The following is a 16,303-nucleotide window of genomic DNA, read 5'->3' as shown; positions in this document are numbered from 1 at the left end:
GCGCGTCATCGGACAACATCACCGTAATCCTGGTGCGCTGCCACTGATAGCCACGCATGGCGTGGCTCTACTGTAGATCCACGCCATGCGTGGATACGATGAGGGTAGATCCACGCCATGCGTGGATAGGGTGGTAGCGCCGGGCCATGCCCGGCGGCCACCCCCACCGCCTACGCGCTCGCCGCTTCTTCCACCTTCGGGCCATCCCACAACGCGTGGCCGGCCTTCTTGCGCAGGCGCTCCAGGCGGGCGGCATGGGCTTCCTGCTCGGACGGCGTGGCCACCACGCGCGGGCGCGGCAGCAGCGCACTGGTATCGAACGCCTGCAGCGCCGCCCCTGCCCCACCGCCCTCGTCGTCCAGACCGAAGCCGATTTCTTCCTGGCCCGAGGTCAGCGCGATGTACACATCACCCAGGATCTGCGCATCGAGCAGCGCGCCGTGCAGTGCGCGGTGCGAGTTGTCCACGCCCAGGCGCTTGCACAGGGCATCGAGCGAATTGCGCTGGCCCGGGAACCGCTCGCGCGCCAGCGCCAGGGTGTCGACCACGGTGCAGTGGTCGGTGATCCGGCCGTACTGCGGGCCCAGCAGCGACAGTTCGTTGTCCAGGAAGCCCAGGTCGAACGCCGCGTTGTGGATGATCAGTTCGGCGCCCTTGATGAAGGCCAGGAACTCATCGGCCACCTCGGCGAAGGCGGGCTTGTCGTCCAGGAACTCCAGGGTCAGCCCGGTCACTTCCTGCGCGCCCTGCTCGAAGTCGCAGTCGGGCTTCAGGTACTGGTGGTAGTTGTTACCGGACGGGCGGCGCTTGAACAGCTCCACGCAGCCGATTTCGACGACGCGGTTGCCCTTCTTCCACTCCAGGCCGGTGGTTTCGGTATCGAGAATGATCTGACGCATGGGCTCAGTTTACCGGGCTGCCGTCGCGGATCTGGGTCGCGGCATTGCGCGCCAGGGTATCCACGCGCTCGTTGTCCGGGTCACCGGAATGGCCCTTCACCCAGCGCCAGTCGATCTGGTGGCGCAGCGTGGCCGCATGCAGGCGCTCCCACAGCTCGCGGTTCTTCACCGGGTCGCCGCCGGCGGTCCTCCAGTTCTTGCGGATCCACCCCGCCATCCACTGGGTCAGGCCCTGGCGCACGTACTGCGAATCGGTGAACAGCACGATGTTGCACGGCTCGGTCAGGGTTTCCAGCGCACAGATGGCCGCCATCAGCTCCATCCGGTTGTTGGTGGTGTGCGCTTCGCCGCCACTGAGTTCACGCTCGTGCCCCTTGTAGCGCAGCAGCGCGGCCCAGCCGCCGGGACCAGGATTGCCCAGGCAGGAACCGTCGGTGTGGATTTCAATGGTTTTCAATACAACTCCAGATCAGGTGGCTACGGTGCCGTGCCAGCGCACCGGCAGCGGGGTCGGCCCTGGCAGGGCCAGCGTACGTTTTTGGGCATGGAACAGGCAGGCCGCCCGCAGCGGCGCCCAGCCGGGGCGCGCGCGGCTGCCCGGGCCCTGCCACAGCGGCCCCAGGTAGCGTGTCTGCCCACAGTCCAGCCCGTGCCGGTCCAGCAGCTGGCGCAGGCGTTGCGGGGTGCGCACCACCAGGCCGTGTTGGCGCCAGCGCGCCCGGTAGGGGCTGAACGGGTTGAGGCTGGTCAGCCACAGGTGTCCGCCGGGCATCAGCACGCGCTCACATTCGTCCAGCAGCGCATCGGCGTCGGCGGCGGTCACGTGCTGCAGCACGATTGCGTTCACGCTCTCGTTGGCCAGCGGCAACGGCAGCGCGCAGCGGGTGTCACCGGCGTAGCCCTGGCCGGTGCGGTACAGGCGCAGGCCACGCCCGGCGGCCTGCGCGTCCTGCAACCAGGCCGGGCTGGGCGCGATCCACAACCAGGGTTGCACCGGCAGCGCGGCCAGCTGCGGCAGCAGCAGCTGCCGTTCCAGCACGCGCAGCGGCTGCGCCGGCTCGCTGTCGAACCAGGGCACCAGGCTCGCTTGACGGTGGCTCTGCAGCAGGGGCATGGTCCAATTCTATGCGACTGACTGCCCTGCCCGCATTTGCGGATAACTACATCTGGATGTTGACGGCCGACGACGGCGCCGCGGTCGTGATCGACCCTGGCGATGCCGCGCCGGTACTGGCGCTGGCCGACCAGGGCCTGCGCGTGGACACCATCCTGCTCACCCACCACCACGACGATCACATCGGTGGCGTGCCCGCACTGCAGGCGCGTTTTCCCGGCGTGCGGGTGGTGGCCCCGGTGGAAGAACGCATTCCCACGGCCACCGAGCGGGTGGGCGAAGGTGAACGCGTTCAGGCACTGGGGCAGATGTTCCACGTACTATCCGTGCCCGGGCACACCCGCAGCCACATCGCGTTTCACACCGCTGAACAGCTTTTCAGCGGCGATTCGTTGTTCAGCCTGGGCTGTGGACGCCTGTTCGAAGGTACGCCGTCCCAGCTGCTGGCATCAATGCGCAGGCTGGGTGCCCTGCCCGCGCAACTGCTGTTGTGTTGCGCTCACGAGTACACCGTGTCAAATGCCGTCTTCGCGCGGCATGTCGACCCCGCCAACGCTGCGTTGCTGCAGCGCCAAGAGGAGGCTTTGGCCATGCGCCGCGATGACCGTTCCACCCTGCCGGTAACCCTGGCCAACGAGCTCGACTGCAATCCGTTCCTGCGTACACATACCGCGCCGATCCGCGCGGCGGTGTCGGCGCACCTGGGGCGCGAGGTCGTGGACGACGTCGACGTCATGGCCGGTCTCCGGCACTGGAAAGACGGCTTCCGCGCATGATGCGCCGAAGTCTGACGCTGGCCCTGGGGCTTGCCTTGGGGTTGGCCGGGAACGCGGGCGCGCAGTCGCTGGGCGCCGGCATCAGCCAGAACCTGACCGCCGCTGCCGCGGTACCGCTGGACCCGACGGCCCTGCCGGCGGCCAGCGTGCGCAACGGCCAGGACATATTCACCAGCTTCCGCGACGGCCTGGCCGAGCCCACCTGCGACGCCGAGGCCACCAGCCCGCGCTGGCAGAAGCAGTTCGCCCACGCCCCCTCGCGCCTGGCCAACCAGGACGATGACGCCCTGGTGCTGTTCGGCTATGTAGTCGAAGAACTGCGCAAGGCCAACCTGCCCACCGAATTCGCGTTGATCCCGTTCGTGGAAAGCGGCTACCGCCCCAATGCCCGCAACGGCAGCGGCCCCACCGGCCTGTGGCAGTTCATCGCCACCACCGCGCGCAACCATCGCGTGCCGATGTCCAACGGCTACGACGGCCGCCTGTCGGCGGTGGAATCGACCCAGGCGGCGGTGCGCTACCTGAAGACCCTGCACGGCATGTTCGGCGGCGACTGGCGCCTGGCCACCATGGCCTACAACGCCGGCGAGTACCGGGTGCTGCAGTCGATGCGCAAGGCCGGCATGAACGCACAGAATGCCAAGCCCTCCGCCCTGCCCGGTCTGTCGCCGGTCACCCATGCGTATGTGGAAAAGCTGCATGCGCTGGCCTGCGTGCTGGAAAACGTGGAAGACCAGCCGGGCGTGATGGCCTCGCTGGACCGCACCGTGCCGGTGCTGAAGGACCACACGCTGCCGGCCGGCACCACGGTGCAGCAGTGGGCCGCGCAACGGTCGCTGGACCCGGCCCGCATCGCCCGCCTGAACCCGGGCCTGGCCGCAGGCAAGCGCCCGAGCGGCAACGCGCGGGTACTGGCGCCGGTTTCGGCCGCCAATGCCAGTGTGCTGGACGCCGCGGCCGCCGTGGCCGCTACGGCGGCTACTGAAGCGCCCATCGCCACGCCTGCACCGCAGGTGGCCGGTACCGTGGCCAGCGCCGCCGACCGCCCGCGCAGCCGCCGCCACACCGTACGCAACGGCGAATCGGCCTGGACCATCGCCCGCCGCTACGGCATGCCGGTGAAGGCACTGCTGTCGTTGAACGGCCTGAGCGGCAGCAGCGTGCTGAAGCCCGGCGCCGTACTGCGCGTGGAAGACTGACCCGCGCCCGGTAGAGTCGAGCGTTGCTCGACTGCACGCCCCGGTAGAGTCGAGCTTGCTCGACTGCACTTCAGTCGAGCATGGCTCGACTCTACACATAGTGGCTTCAGTCGAGCGTTGCTCGACTGCTTCAGTCGAGCAAGCTCGACTCTACGAAGCCTCCCCCCGCGGCACACAACAAAAAAGGCCCGGCATTGCCGGGCCTTTTCGTTCTGCGCGCCGCCCTGGGTTACAGGTTGGCTTCGGTGGTCTGCACCACGAACTTCTTGCGCATGGCTTCCACGAAGGCCTTGGCCGCAGCGGCGCCATCGATCTGGGCCAACTGGTCCTTCAGCTGCTTCTGCTGCTCGGCGGTCACTTCCTTCACGTCACCCGGGGTGACCTTGTCCACCACGAACACCAACGCGTGGCCATTCACGTCAATCTTGCCGTAGCTCGGCTTGCCCTCGGTCGGCACCGGCGCGCTGAAGATGGCGCGGTGGATGTCCGGGGTCGGCACCGGCTGGCTGCGCGGCAGGCCCGGCATCGGGCTGACCTGCAGCTTCTCGCTGGCAGCCAGCGACTGCAGGCTGGCGCCGCCCTTCAGCTTGGCCAGCAGGGCGTCGGCGGCCTTGTCGCTGACCTGGCGCTGACGGTCGGCACGGATGGCGGCAATCACCTGCTCACGGGCCTTGTCCAGCGGCAGCGCCTGTTCCGGGGTGTGCGCGGCCACCCGGATCACCACGCTGTGGTTGCTGCTGCCACCCACGGCGATCGGATCGCTGGAGGTGCCGTCCTGCACGCGCACGTCGGAGAACGCATCGCGCAGCACGGCCGGGTCGGCCACCACGCCACTGGCGGTGGCGCGGGTGATCACGCCGGTGGTCTGCAGCGGCAGGCCCACTTCCTTGGCGGCGGCGGCCAGATCGCTCGGGCTCTTGTTGATGGCATCGACCAGGCGGCTGGCCAGTTCGTTGAAACCGCGCTCGCCATCGGCCTTCAGCTGCTCGGCGGCCAGGGTGTCACGCACTTCCTCGAACGACTTGCCTTCGCCACCGCGCACTGCGGCGACCTTGATGACGTGATAACCGAAATCGGTCTTCACCGGGCCGACGATCTCGCCGGCCTTGGCGGCGAACAGGGCATCTTCGAACGGCTTCACCATCGCACCGCGTTCCACCCAGCCCAGGTCACCGCCTTGGTCCTTGGAACCGGGGTCCTGCGAATTGGCCTTGGCCAGCGCGGCGAAGTCAGCGCCACCCTTGGCTTCGGCGGCCAGCTTGGCGGCCTTGGCTTCGGCACCGTCGCCGGTCAGCAGGATGTGCGCGGCCTGGCGCTGTTCCGGCGCCACGAACTTGGCCTTCTCTTCTTCATAGCGCTTGCGCAGGGCAGCTTCGTCGGCTGCGGCCGGGGCCGGCAGGTTGGCGCCATTCACTTCGACGAACTCCAGCGAAACCGATTCGGCCTGGCGGAAATCCTTGCCGTGGCTGTCGTACCACTGCTTGATCTGCGCGTCGGTCACCGGCGCGGTATCGGCCGGCACTTCCGGCAGACCCACCAGCTGCACGTCGCGGGTTTCGCCCAGCAGCTTCAGCAGGCGCTCGGTCTCGGCCTGGGTAACGAAGCCCGAATTCTGCAGGCCCGACGGAATGACCGACTGCTGCAGGCTGTCACGCACCAGTTCCTGGAACTGGGTGGGCGTGCGCGGCGGGTTGCCGGTCTGCAGGGCCAGGCGGTAGTTGGCTTCGCTGAACTTGCCATCCTGGCCCAGGAAGGCCGGGATGGTCATGATGTACTCGCGCACCGCGCCGTCGCCAATGACGACACCGGCCTGTTCACCGACCAGGCGAACGACCTGCTCGTCCACCAGCTGATCGAGCACGGCCAGCTTGTTCTCGGTGCTTTCAAACGCACGCGGGTCGAAGTCTTCACCCTGCTGCTGGCGGGCGCGCATGCGCTCCTGCTCGAAGCGGGTGCGGAAATCCTGCGAACTGATCTCGTGGTGCTGCCACAGCAAGCGCACCGGCCACCACGACGGCGCCGAGCGCCACCAGGTCGGCGGTGCCGAAACCTTGGCCACGTTCTGCGCGCCGACACCACCGAGGTAGCTGTTGTCGATCACGAACAGGAACGGAATCATCAGCAGCCCCAGGATCACAGTGACGATCCAGCCTGAGGTCTTGTCGCGGAGTTTCTGCAGCATGGTGAGGAATCACATGGCCTGATTGGCGAGCCCGGCAGTGTAACCCGCTTCGCCGCAGGCACCAAAAACGGCCGCAAGGCAGGCGGCACAAGCCTCTGCGGCAGGTCGCCAGCCCCCCGGCATGGCTGCCGCAGCCGTCATTGCGCATACTGGCCGCCCCGGCAGGCATGCGACCTGCGTTCGGCCCGCGGCAAGGGCGGAGGAAACCACGCCCATGCGCATCCTGGTCACCGGCGCGTCCGGCTTCATCGGCGGCGCCCTGCTGCGCCGCCTGGCCTCGCTGCCGCAGGTACAGGCGCTGGGCGTCGGCCGCCGCCCGCTGGACCGGCCGGACTACGTGCAGGCGGACCTGCGGCAGCCGCTGCACCTGTCGTTCCGGCCCGACGTGGTGGTGCATGCGGCGGCCTTGGCAGCGCCCTGGGCCAGCCCGGCGCAGTACCGGCAGCACAACGTAGACGCCACCGCGCAGGTCATCGCCTTCTGCCAGGCCAACGGCCTGCCGCGCCTGCTGCACCTGTCCACTACGGCGGTGTTCTACCGCGCCGCGCACCAGTACGACCTGGACGAGGACAGCCCGATCGGCCCGGCCTTCCTCAACGACTACGCGCGCAGCAAGGCGGCAGCCGAGGCGCTGGTATCGGCCTATCCGGGGCCGCACTGCATCCTGCGCCCGCGCGCAGTGTTCGGCCCGGGCGACACCCTGCTGATGCCGCGCCTGCTGCAGGCCGCCCGTCGCGGGGCGTTGCCACGGCTGGTCAGCGCCGGCGGGCCACCGCTGATCGACCTGATCCACATCGACACCCTGGTGGCGTACCTGCTGCGGGCCATCCAGGCGCCCCGGCTGGCCCCGGCCTACAACCTGACCAACGCGCAGCCGGTGGATGTGCAGGCCCTGCTGCAGCGCCTGCTGGCCGCGTTGGAGCTGCCACCGCTGGGCCGCCGCCTGCCCACCGGTCTGGCGCTGGCCGGCGCCGGCGCGCTGGAAGGCGTCTGGCGCCTGCTGCGCCTGCGCGGCGAGCCGCCCATCACCCGCTTCGGCGTGGCCGCATTCGCCTATTCAAAGACCTTCAACCCGCAGCGCATGCTGGCCGATCTGGGCCCGCCCCTGCTGGGCATGGAGACCGCCATCGAACGCCTCATCCACGAGCAGCGTGCGCAATGAACACCGTGAACCTCGTCAGCGCCGCAATCGCACTGGCCTACCTGCTGCTGCTCGCCCTGAAGGCAACGGGGGCGATGCGCGTGCTGCGGCAACGACCGCCCAGCCCCCACAGCCGCTTCGACGGCCGGGGAGTGGCGATCCTGCAAACGATCCTGGGCGGTGACCCACTGCTGGCCCAGGTGCTGGCGGCGAACCTGCAGGCGCTGCCCGGCGCGCATTTCCACTGGCTGCTGGATGAAGCCGATGCGCTGGGGCGGGCGGCGGCGGCGCAGCTGTGTGCGCAGTACCCCGACCACCCCATCACCTGCCTGCTGCACCCCGCGGCGCCGCAGGGCATCAATCCCAAGACATTCAAACTCGATGGCGTATTGCCGCGCGTGCAGGAGCCGGTCGTGCTGGTGCTGGACGACGATGCGCGGCTGTCCGCAGCGGCGCTGGCACAGATGCTGGATGAGCTGCCGCACGCCGATCTGGTCACCGCCCTGCCCTGCTACCGTGACGACGCCCGGTTCGGCTCGCGATTGATGGCGCAGTTCGTCAACAACAACACCGCACTCACCTATCTGGGCCTGCTGCCGTGGCTGGCGCCGCTGTCGATCAATGGCATGTGCTACGCACTGCAGACCGCGCGCCTGCGCGAACTGGGCGGCTTCGCGCCGCTGCGGCACATGCTGGCCGACGATCTGGCGCTGGCACGTGCCCTGCGCGACCAGGGCGCCCGCCTGCACCAGTCCACCGCCTGCGTGGAAGTGCAGACGCATGTGCCGACGCTGCAGCGCTACCGGCAGCAGATGCACCGCTGGATGCTGTTTGCGCTGCTGTTGCTGCGCGATGAATCGCGCCCGGTACGCGCCTTGATCGGGCTGCTGCACGGCCTGCCGCCGCTGCTGCTGTGGGCGGTGCTGCTGCTGGCGGCGTGGCCACCGCTGGGAGCACCGGCACTGATCGCGGCCGCCGTGCTGCTGCTGCGTGCGGCGGTACTGATGCGACTGCAGCGGCGCGCCAGTGGGCGTGTGCGCCATCGGCCCGTGCTGTCGGTGCTGGCCGAACTGCTGCAACCCCTGCACCTGCTGCACGCGACCTGCGTGCGGCGCATCCGCTGGCGCACCCATCTCTATCATGTGCGCGCCAATGACCGCTTCCACGATGCCTGAACCCGCCGCGCCGCCCATCCACCTGCAGATCGCCTTCCTGTGCGGGCAGAGTGATCCGGCGCGCTGCGCGCTCAGCCCGGCTCAACTGCAGTTCGGCCAGGCGCTGCTGGCACCTGGCCGACGCCTGCATCCCTGCAACTTCCCCTACGACGCGCGCACAGCGCCGTTCCGCCGCGTGTCCTTGCTATCGGCAAGCTGGCACAACAGCCGCCAGTACCTGCGCTCACGCCAGCCAGCCTTCGCCCGCCGCCATGTTGCCGCGGTGACTGATCTGCTGGACGCGGCGCCACACACGCTGTTGCTGGCCGGCAGCTGCGGGCTGGAACTGCTGGCCAACCTGCAGTTGCCGGCCACACTGTCACAGCGGTTCAGCGTATTGGCCTATGGCCCTGTCGCGCGACACGCCCCGGCGGCCGCACGCCTGCAGGTGCTGGTGGGGCGGCAGGACTGGATCTCCCGAGCCGGCTGGCGCGGCGCGCGACAGTGGGTGCGCAGCGGCCACATGGATTATCTGCAACAGGCGCCGGTGCTGGCGCAGGCGCACGCGATGATTGCCCGCATCGAGCAGGCGTTGCCGTGAAGATCGAGCTGCTGGCACCGCCCTACAGCGGCCACCTGCATCCGCTGCTGGCCATCGCCCGGCAACTGCAGGCGCAACACCAGGTAACGGTGTTGAGCACGCCCGGCGCGCAAGCGGCGATTACTGCCAGCGGGCTGCATGGCGATGTGCTGCTTTCGGCCGCGCACGAAGCGGCGCTGTGGCAGATCGCCAATCCCGGCGTGGCGGTGAAGGCCAACCCGCTGCGCATGCACGCGCAGCTGCGCCAGGCCCTGCAGTTGATGGCGCAGATGCGGCACGCGCTGCAGCAGCGCTGGGCCGAGCAGCGGCCGGATCTGGTCATCGTTGACTTCACCCTGCCGCCGGCCGGCCTGCTGGCCGCCGAACTCGGCATCCGCTGGTGGACCAGCCTGCCCTCGCCCTGCGTGCTGGACTGCGCCGATGGGCCACCGCCCTACCTGGGCGGCATGTCGCCGCCGCGCACGGTGTGGCAGCGCGTGCAGCAGGCGGCGGGGCGGCAGATGATCCGCCTGTTCAAGCGCGGCGTGCATGCCTGGCAGCGCCCGGCGATGCGCCGCCTGGGCGTGCCTGCCATCTACCGCCGCGATGGCAGTGAACAGGTTTACTCCGATGAATGCATCCTGGCCCTGGGCGTGCCGGAACTGGAATTTCCGCGGCGCTGGCCGGCGGCGCTGCAGTTCATCGGGCCGATGCTGCACACCCCGCACAGCGAGCACGCAGCGCCGCCGTTCGTGGACGGCGCGCGACACCTGCTGGTGACCGCAGGCACGCATCAGGACTGGGTCAAACCACGACTGGCCGAGGCTGCCGCCGCATTGGCGCGGCAGTACCCGCACTGGCAGGTGCACGTCAGCCAGGGGCACCAGCACGATCTGTCCACGCGCGCGCAGCCGCTGCCGAACCTGCACCTGCTGCCCTTCGTCGATTACGCGCGCCATCTGCCGCGCTACGACCAGGTACTGCACCATGGCGGCGCCGGGGTGATGTACCACGCGTTGTGTGCAGGCATTCCGGCGCTGGTGTATCCGCTGGATTACGACCAGTTTGACCATGCCGCTCGCCTGCAGGCAGCCGGTGCCGGGCTGTGGCTGCGCCGCCTGGAGGATCTGCCGGCGCTGTTCGCGCACGCGTTGCAGGCCGATGCATTTCCGGGGCTGCCCGCGCTGCAGGCGTCGGTGCAGCGGCATATGGCCGCGCAGTCGGTGCTGGACCGCGTCGCATCACTTGAACGCTAGCAGCGGGCCACGCCCGGCGGGCACGTGCATGCGCACAGCCCCAAAAAAGCAAAATGCCCGCGGGTCCAGGACCGACGGGCATCTTCGATGACACTTCAAACTCTGCTGGCGGAGCGGACGGGACTCGAACCCGCGACCTCCGGCGTGACAGGCCAGCATTCTAACCAGCTGAACTACCGCTCCACATAGGCAGAACTTGTTGGGATCCGGGGATGGCGGAGCGGACGGGACTCGAACCCGCGACCTCCGGCGTGACAGGCCAGCATTCTAACCAGCTGAACTACCGCTCCACGACAAACTTCGGATACCCCTTGAAACCAGTTCACAACTTGGCGGAGCGGACGGGACTCGAACCCGCGACCTCCGGCGTGACAGGCCAGCATTCTAACCAGCTGAACTACCGCTCCACGTTGTCGTAAACCTTTCTGCTTCCCCCGGCCGGGGCCGGGAAGGAAACAAGGCGCCCGGTTGCCCGGAAGCCTTTGCAACTGGCGGAGCGGACGGGACTCGAACCCGCGACCTCCGGCGTGACAGGCCAGCATTCTAACCAGCTGAACTACCGCTCCAGTTTTACTGCAGTTCCCCCGGGCCGAAGCCTGGAAGAAAACAAAGCCCCCAGTTGCCCGGGGGCCTCGCGTTGAAGTGGCGGAGCGGACGGGACTCGAACCCGCGACCTCCGGCGTGACAGGCCAGCATTCTAACCAGCTGAACTACCGCTCCACACTCAAACTTTTACTACGGTGCTGTGGTGGGTGCTGAGGGTTTCGAACCCCCGACCCTCTCCGTGTAAAGGAGACGCTCTACCGCTGAGCTAAGCACCCCAGCGAGCCGCTTAGTTTACAGCATCCTTCAGGGCCTTACCAGCCTTGAACGACGGATTCTTCGAAGCAGCGATCTTGATGGTGTCGCCGGTCTTCGGGTTGCGGCCGGTACGGGCGGCACGGTCGCGCACCTGGAAGGTACCGAAGCCAACCAGGGTGACCGCATCGCCGTCCTTCAGCGCCTTGGTGACGGCGGCAACGACAGCATCGACAGCGCGGCTGGACTCGGCCTTGGTCAGGTCGGCGGCTTCAGCAACGGCATCGATCAATTCGGTCTTGTTCATTCTTTACAGCTCCTTTGGCGGTGGGTTCCGCTTATTCGACAGGGGAGCAACCGCACGCCATCTGCGCACGGCCGCCATGTGGAAACGGTTCGCCGAATTCAGCGATCAGCGATTGCGATCACTCATTCGCGAGTGCTGCTTTTATACCAGCGGCCCTACCCCCACGCAAGCCGGAAAGCCAGCAACGACGCGGGTTTCAAGCATTTCGACAACGCGCGTCAATGCTTGACGCGCGCGTTCGAAGCCGGTTTGCCCTTGCCACGCACCGTGACGCGTTGCGCACTCTTGCGTGCCTTCTTCGGGGCCAGCGGACGCTCCAGGGCCAGGTCGAGCACTTCCTCGATGTACTTCACCGGCACGATCTGCAGATCGCGAGTGACGTTGGCCGGAATGTCCGCCAGATCCTTGCGGTTCTCCTCGGGAATGATGACCGTGCGGATACCGCCACGCAGTGCGGCCAGCAGCTTTTCCTTCAGGCCACCGATGGCGGTGACGCGACCACGCAGGGTGATCTCGCCGGTCATCGCCACGTCGGCACGCACCGGCACCTTGGTCAGCATGGACACCAGCGAGGTGACCATGGCCGCACCGGCACTGGGGCCGTCCTTCGGGGTGGCACCATCGGGCACGTGCACGTGCACGTCGTGCTTCTGCAGGAAGTCGCCATCGATGCCGAAACCGTCGGCGCGCGAACGCACCACCGACAGCGCCGCCGAGGCCGATTCCTTCATCACGTTGCCCAGCTGGCCCGTCAGGATCAGCTGACCCTTGCCCGGCACCAGGGTCGATTCGATCTGCAGCAGATCGCCACCCACTTCGGTCCAGGCCAGGCCGGTGACCAGACCGATCTCGTTTTCTTCTTCGGCACGACCGAAGTCGAAGCGACGCACGCCCAGGTACTTGTCCAGGTTCTTGCTGGTCACGCTGACCAGCGCCTTGGATTTCTTCGCACCCTTCTTCGGCTTGGCCGCCTGCGGGCCGGCCAGCGCGATTTCCTTCACCACCTTGCGGCAGATCTTGGCGATCTCGCGTTCCAGGTTGCGCACGCCCGATTCGCGCGTGTAGTAGCGCACGATGTCCTGGATCGCATCGCTGCCGATCTCCAGCTCTTCCGGCTTCAGGCCGTTGGCCTTGATCTGCTTCGGCGACAGGTAACGGGTGGCGATGTTGAGCTTCTCATCCTCGGTGTAGCCGGGGATGCGGATCACTTCCATGCGGTCCAGCAGCGGGCCGGGAATGTTCAGCGAATTGGACGTGGCCACGAACATCACTTCGGACAGGTCCAGGTCCACTTCCAGGTAGTGGTCGTTGAAGGCGTTGTTCTGTTCCGGATCGAGCACTTCCAGCAGCGCCGACGACGGATCGCCACGGAAGTCCATCGACATCTTGTCGATCTCATCGAGCACGAACAGCGGGTTCTTGCTGCCGACCTTGTTGAGGTTCTGCACGATGCGGCCCGGCATGGAACCGACATAGGTGCGGCGGTGGCCGCGGATCTCGGCCTCGTCGCGCACGCCGCCCAGCGACATGCGCACGAACTTGCGGTTGGTGGCCTTGGCGATGGACTGCCCCAGCGAGGTCTTGCCCACGCCCGGCGGGCCGACCAGGCACAGGATCGGGCCCTTCATCTGCTTCACCCGCGACTGCACCGCCAGGTATTCCAGGATGCGGTCCTTGACCTTCTCCAGGCCGTAATGATCGGCGTCCAGGGTGTCCTGCGCGGCCTTCAGGTCCTTGCGCACCTTGGTGCGCTTCTTCCACGGCACGCCCAGCAGCCATTCCAGGTAGTTGCGCACGACGGCCGCTTCGGCCGACATCGGCGACATCTGCTTGAGCTTGTTCAGTTCGTTGCGCGCCTTGGCTTCCACCGCCTTGGGCATGCCGGCTTCGGCGATCTTGCGGGCCAGCTCTTCCAGCTCGCCCGGCGCATCGTCCAGGTCACCCAGTTCTTTCTGGATGGCCTTCATCTGTTCGTTGAGGTAGTACTCGCGCTGGCTCTTTTCCATCTGCGACTTCACGCGGCCGCGGATGCGCTTTTCCATCTGCTGCACGTCGATCTCGCCGTCGACCAGGCCGACCAGCATTTCCAGGCGCTCGCCCACGGCCAGCGTTTCCAGCAGGCGCTGCTTGTCGGCCAGGCGCACGCTGATGTGCGCGGCGATGGTGTCAGCCAGACGTGCCGGCTCGTCGATGCCGGCCAGGGTCTGCAGCAGTTCCGGCGGCAGCTTGCGGTTGGTCTTCACGTACTGCTCGAACAGCGACATCAGCGAGCGGGCAATCGCCTCGATCTCGCGCGGTTCGCGGGCGTCTTCGGCCTCGATCTCCACGGCCTGGCCGTGCAGCGAGCCGTCGCGCTCGTCGACGTGGGTGACCTGTACGCGCGACAGGCCTTCGACCAGCACCTTGATGGTGCCGTCGGGCAGCTTCAGCAGCTGCAGCACCTGCGCCAAGGTACCGACCTGGTACAGGTCGGCCGCGTGCGGGTCGTCGGTTTCGGCGGACTTCTGCGCCAGCAGCAGGATGCGCTTGTCTGCCTCCATTGCCTGTTCGAGCGCGTGCATGGACTTGTCACGGCCGACGAACAGCGGAATGACCATGTGCGGGAACACCACTACGTCGCGCAGCGGCAGGACCGGCAGGTCGAGGGTCTCACTTGGGGAACGGGCCATGGGGGCTCCAGGGAAGGGGAAAACCGTCTCCGGGAGGGCATCTTCCGGAGACAAAAAAAGCCGATGGCCCCGTTATGGGGCCATCGGCTTTCAGATGCAAGGCGTTCGTGAAAACTACTTTCAAATCAGCAGCTTGAAAGCGTCACTCGGCGCCTGCGGCCTTCTGTTCAGGGGCCGCCGGGGTCTGGTAGATCAGGTACGGCTCGGACTTGTGTTCGATCACCGATTCGTCCACCACCACCTTGCTGACGTTTTCCTGCGACGGCAGGTCGTACATGGTGTCCAGCAGGACCGATTCGACGATGGTACGCAGGCCACGGGCACCGGTCTTGCGCTTCAGCGCCTTGCGGGCAATGGCCGACAGGGCATCCGGGCGGAACTCCAGCTCCACGTTCTCCATCTCGAACAGCTTCTTGAACTGCTTGGTGATGGCGTTCTTGGGCTCGGTCAGGATCTTGATCAGGGCCGGCTCGTCCAGCTCTTCCAGGGTCGCCACCACCGGCAGGCGGCCGACGAACTCGGGAATGAGGCCGAACTTGATCAGGTCTTCCGGCTCGACTTCAGCCAGCACCTTGCCCACTTCCTGCTTGCGCTCGCTGCTCTTCACCTTGGCGCCGAAGCCGATGCCGCCGGCGTCGTTGGAGCGCTGCTGGATCACCTTGTCCAGGCCGGCGAACGCACCGCCGCAGATGAACAGGATGTTCTTGGTGTCCACCTGCAGGAATTCCTGCTGCGGATGCTTGCGCCCGCCCTGCGGCGGCACGCTGGCCACGGTGCCTTCGATCAGCTTCAGCAGGGCCTGCTGCACGCCTTCGCCGGACACATCGCGGGTGATCGACGGGTTCTCGCTCTTGCGCGAGATCTTGTCGATTTCATCGATGTAGACGATGCCCTGCTGTGCCTTCTCGACGTCGTAGTCGCACTTCTGCAGCAGCTTCTGGATGATGTTTTCCACGTCCTCGCCCACGTAACCGGCTTCGGTCAGCGTGGTGGCGTCGGCCATGGTGAACGGCACGTTGAGCAGGCGGGCCAGGGTTTCGGCCAGCAGCGTCTTGCCCGAACCGGTCGGGCCGACCAGCAGGATGTTCGACTTCGCCAATTCGACGTCGTCGTTCTTCTGCCGGCTCTCGATGCGCTTGTAGTGGTTGTACACGGCCACGGCCAGGGTGCGCTTGGCACGGTTCTGGCCGATCACGTACTGATCGAGCACCTCGAGGATCTCGCGCGGCTTGGGCAGCGAACTGCGCGCCGACTGCGCCTTTTCCTCAAGTTCCTCGCGGATGATGTCGTTGCACAGCTCTACGCATTCATCGCAGATGAACACGCTCGGACCCGCAATCAGCTTGCGCACTTCATGCTGGCTCTTGCCGCAGAAAGAGCAGTAGAGGATCTTGCCGGTGTCCGTGGAACGACCTTGGCGGTCTTCGCTCATGCTTCGCTTACCCAGTTACCCCACCCGCTGAACGGGGGTTCGATTCGAGAATAGCACAGGGCCGGAGGGACACCAGTCCCGGTCCGACCCTGCAGGAACGAGGCCTCCCTGGCCCCGTGAAGGCCGGTCAGCCGGCCTGGATCGACTCTTCCGGACGACGCTCCAGCACCTGGTCGACCAGGCCGTAGGCCACCGAGTCGACCGCGCTCTTGAAGTTGTCGCGCTCGGTGTCGCGGGCGATCGTTTCCAGCGACTGGCCGGTGTGCTTGGCCAGCACTTCGTTCAGGCGCGACCGCAGGGTCAGGATCTCGCGGGCGTGGATGTCGATATCGGTCGCCTGACCCTGGAAGCCGCCCAGCGGCTGGTGGATCATCACGCGCGAGTTCGGCAGCGCATAACGCTTGCCGGCAGCGCCCGAGGCCAGCAGCAGTGCGCCCATCGAGGCGGCCTGGCCGACGCAGATGGTGCTGACGTCCGGCTTGATGTACTGCATGGTGTCGTAGATCGCCATACCGGCGGTGACCACGCCACCGGGCGAGTTGATGTAGATGCTGATGTCCTTTTCCGGGTTTTCCGCTTCCAGGAACAGCAGCTGCGCCACCACCACGTTGGCCATGTGATCGTCGATCGGGCCCACCAGGAAGATCAGGCGCTCCTTCAACAGGCGCGAATAGATGTCGTAGGCACGCTCGCCGCGGCTGGTCTGCTCGACCACCATGGGCACCATGTTCAGGGCTTTGGTCCGGTTGTCCATTTCGTGAGGTACCTATCTTGGGGGGAAACACCCCCGCGCCAG

General features: G+C 67.0%; 14 protein-coding genes and 6 tRNA genes. 6 read left to right on the top strand and 14 right to left on the bottom strand.

The window, feature by feature from the left end; translation table 11 throughout:
- Nucleotides 1–170 precede the first annotated feature (170 nt).
- From dnaQ to C1933_RS04555, 3 genes are read right to left on the bottom strand one after another with little or no spacing between them, the layout of a single operon-like run.
- Nucleotides 171–899, bottom strand: a complete 729-nt coding sequence (gene dnaQ, locus C1933_RS04565) for a DNA polymerase III subunit epsilon (protein ID WP_108748724.1) — start codon at nt 897–899, stop codon at nt 171–173.
- A gap of 4 nt (nt 900–903) precedes the next feature.
- Complete coding sequence (gene rnhA / locus C1933_RS04560) at nt 904–1,356, bottom strand: ribonuclease HI (protein WP_108752323.1); 453 nt, start codon at nt 1,354–1,356, stop codon at nt 904–906.
- 12 nt (nt 1,357–1,368) lie between these two features.
- Nucleotides 1,369–2,013 (bottom strand): methyltransferase domain-containing protein, encoded by a 645-nt coding sequence (locus C1933_RS04555; protein WP_108752322.1) that lies wholly within the window; start codon nt 2,011–2,013, stop codon nt 1,369–1,371.
- An 11-nt stretch (nt 2,014–2,024) separates the two neighbouring features.
- Here C1933_RS04555 and gloB point away from each other — a divergent pair, with 11 nt between their 5' ends.
- A complete protein-coding gene (gene gloB, locus C1933_RS04550) occupies nt 2,025–2,789 on the top strand; it encodes a hydroxyacylglutathione hydrolase (RefSeq protein WP_108752321.1) in 765 nt (254 codons plus the stop codon).
- Nucleotides 2,786–3,988, top strand: coding sequence for a lytic transglycosylase domain-containing protein (locus tag C1933_RS04545; RefSeq protein ID WP_108752320.1), 1,203 nt, complete (start codon nt 2,786–2,788; stop codon nt 3,986–3,988). Before gloB ends, C1933_RS04545 begins: the two co-directional genes overlap by 4 nt.
- A gap of 229 nt (nt 3,989–4,217) precedes the next feature.
- Here the strand turns inward: C1933_RS04545 and C1933_RS04540 are convergent, their stop codons facing one another.
- Entirely contained in the window at nt 4,218–6,170 is a 1,953-nt protein-coding gene (locus tag C1933_RS04540; RefSeq protein WP_108752319.1) for a peptidyl-prolyl cis-trans isomerase, read from the bottom strand.
- 214 nt (nt 6,171–6,384) lie between these two features.
- Here C1933_RS04540 and C1933_RS04535 point away from each other — a divergent pair, with 214 nt between their 5' ends.
- The 4 genes from C1933_RS04535 to C1933_RS04520 are packed head-to-tail and all read left to right on the top strand — an operon-like array spanning nt 6,385 to nt 10,301.
- Complete coding sequence (locus tag C1933_RS04535; RefSeq protein WP_108752318.1) at nt 6,385–7,332, top strand: NAD(P)-dependent oxidoreductase; 948 nt, start codon at nt 6,385–6,387, stop codon at nt 7,330–7,332.
- The gene (locus C1933_RS04530; protein ID WP_108752317.1) at nt 7,329–8,486 is read left to right on the top strand and encodes a glycosyltransferase; all 1,158 of its coding nucleotides are present in this window, start codon (nt 7,329–7,331) and stop codon (nt 8,484–8,486) included. Before C1933_RS04535 ends, C1933_RS04530 begins: the two co-directional genes overlap by 4 nt.
- Entirely contained in the window at nt 8,479–9,066 is a 588-nt protein-coding gene (locus C1933_RS04525; RefSeq protein WP_108752316.1) for a hypothetical protein, read from the top strand. Before C1933_RS04530 ends, C1933_RS04525 begins: the two co-directional genes overlap by 8 nt.
- Nucleotides 9,063–10,301 carry a nucleotide disphospho-sugar-binding domain-containing protein gene (locus C1933_RS04520; protein WP_108752315.1) on the top strand — a complete coding sequence of 413 codons (1,239 nt, stop codon included), beginning with the start codon at nt 9,063–9,065 and terminating at the stop codon, nt 10,299–10,301. The genes C1933_RS04525 and C1933_RS04520 overlap by 4 nt, the downstream gene beginning before the upstream one ends.
- 106 nt (nt 10,302–10,407) lie before the next feature.
- Here C1933_RS04520 and C1933_RS04515 read toward each other — a convergent pair.
- The 10 genes from C1933_RS04515 to clpP all read right to left on the bottom strand — a co-directional run bounded on the left by C1933_RS04515 (nt 10,408) and on the right by clpP (nt 16,261).
- Nucleotides 10,408–10,484, bottom strand: a tRNA-Asp gene (locus C1933_RS04515).
- Nucleotides 10,485–10,514: 30 nt separating this feature from the next.
- Nucleotides 10,515–10,591, bottom strand: a tRNA-Asp gene (locus C1933_RS04510).
- Nucleotides 10,592–10,631: 40 nt separating this feature from the next.
- A tRNA-Asp gene (locus tag C1933_RS04505) sits at nt 10,632–10,708 on the bottom strand.
- A gap of 82 nt (nt 10,709–10,790) precedes the next feature.
- Nucleotides 10,791–10,867: transfer RNA gene (locus tag C1933_RS04500), tRNA-Asp, on the bottom strand.
- A 77-nt stretch (nt 10,868–10,944) separates the two neighbouring features.
- Nucleotides 10,945–11,021 (bottom strand) — tRNA-Asp (locus tag C1933_RS04495).
- A gap of 26 nt (nt 11,022–11,047) precedes the next feature.
- Nucleotides 11,048–11,122, bottom strand: a tRNA-Val gene (locus tag C1933_RS04490).
- An 11-nt stretch (nt 11,123–11,133) separates the two neighbouring features.
- Nucleotides 11,134–11,406, bottom strand: a complete 273-nt coding sequence (locus C1933_RS04485; RefSeq protein WP_004146343.1) for an HU family DNA-binding protein — start codon at nt 11,404–11,406, stop codon at nt 11,134–11,136.
- 218 nt (nt 11,407–11,624) lie between these two features.
- Entirely contained in the window at nt 11,625–14,075 is a 2,451-nt protein-coding gene (gene lon, locus C1933_RS04480; protein ID WP_108748714.1) for an endopeptidase La, read from the bottom strand.
- Between the two features lie 142 nt (nt 14,076–14,217).
- Nucleotides 14,218–15,507, bottom strand: coding sequence for an ATP-dependent Clp protease ATP-binding subunit ClpX (gene clpX, locus C1933_RS04475; protein WP_108748713.1), 1,290 nt, complete (start codon nt 15,505–15,507; stop codon nt 14,218–14,220).
- Nucleotides 15,508–15,634: 127 nt separating this feature from the next.
- Nucleotides 15,635–16,261: an ATP-dependent Clp endopeptidase proteolytic subunit ClpP gene (gene clpP / locus C1933_RS04470; protein ID WP_079220811.1), complete on the bottom strand. Its 627-nt coding sequence runs from the start codon at nt 16,259–16,261 to the stop codon at nt 15,635–15,637.
- Nucleotides 16,262–16,303 lie beyond the last annotated feature (42 nt).

Origin of the sequence: Stenotrophomonas sp. ZAC14D2_NAIMI4_6 (assembly GCF_003086875.1) — a bacterium.
GTDB lineage: Bacteria > Pseudomonadota > Gammaproteobacteria > Xanthomonadales > Xanthomonadaceae > Stenotrophomonas.
This window is presented reverse-complemented; position numbering and strand designations above follow the sequence as displayed.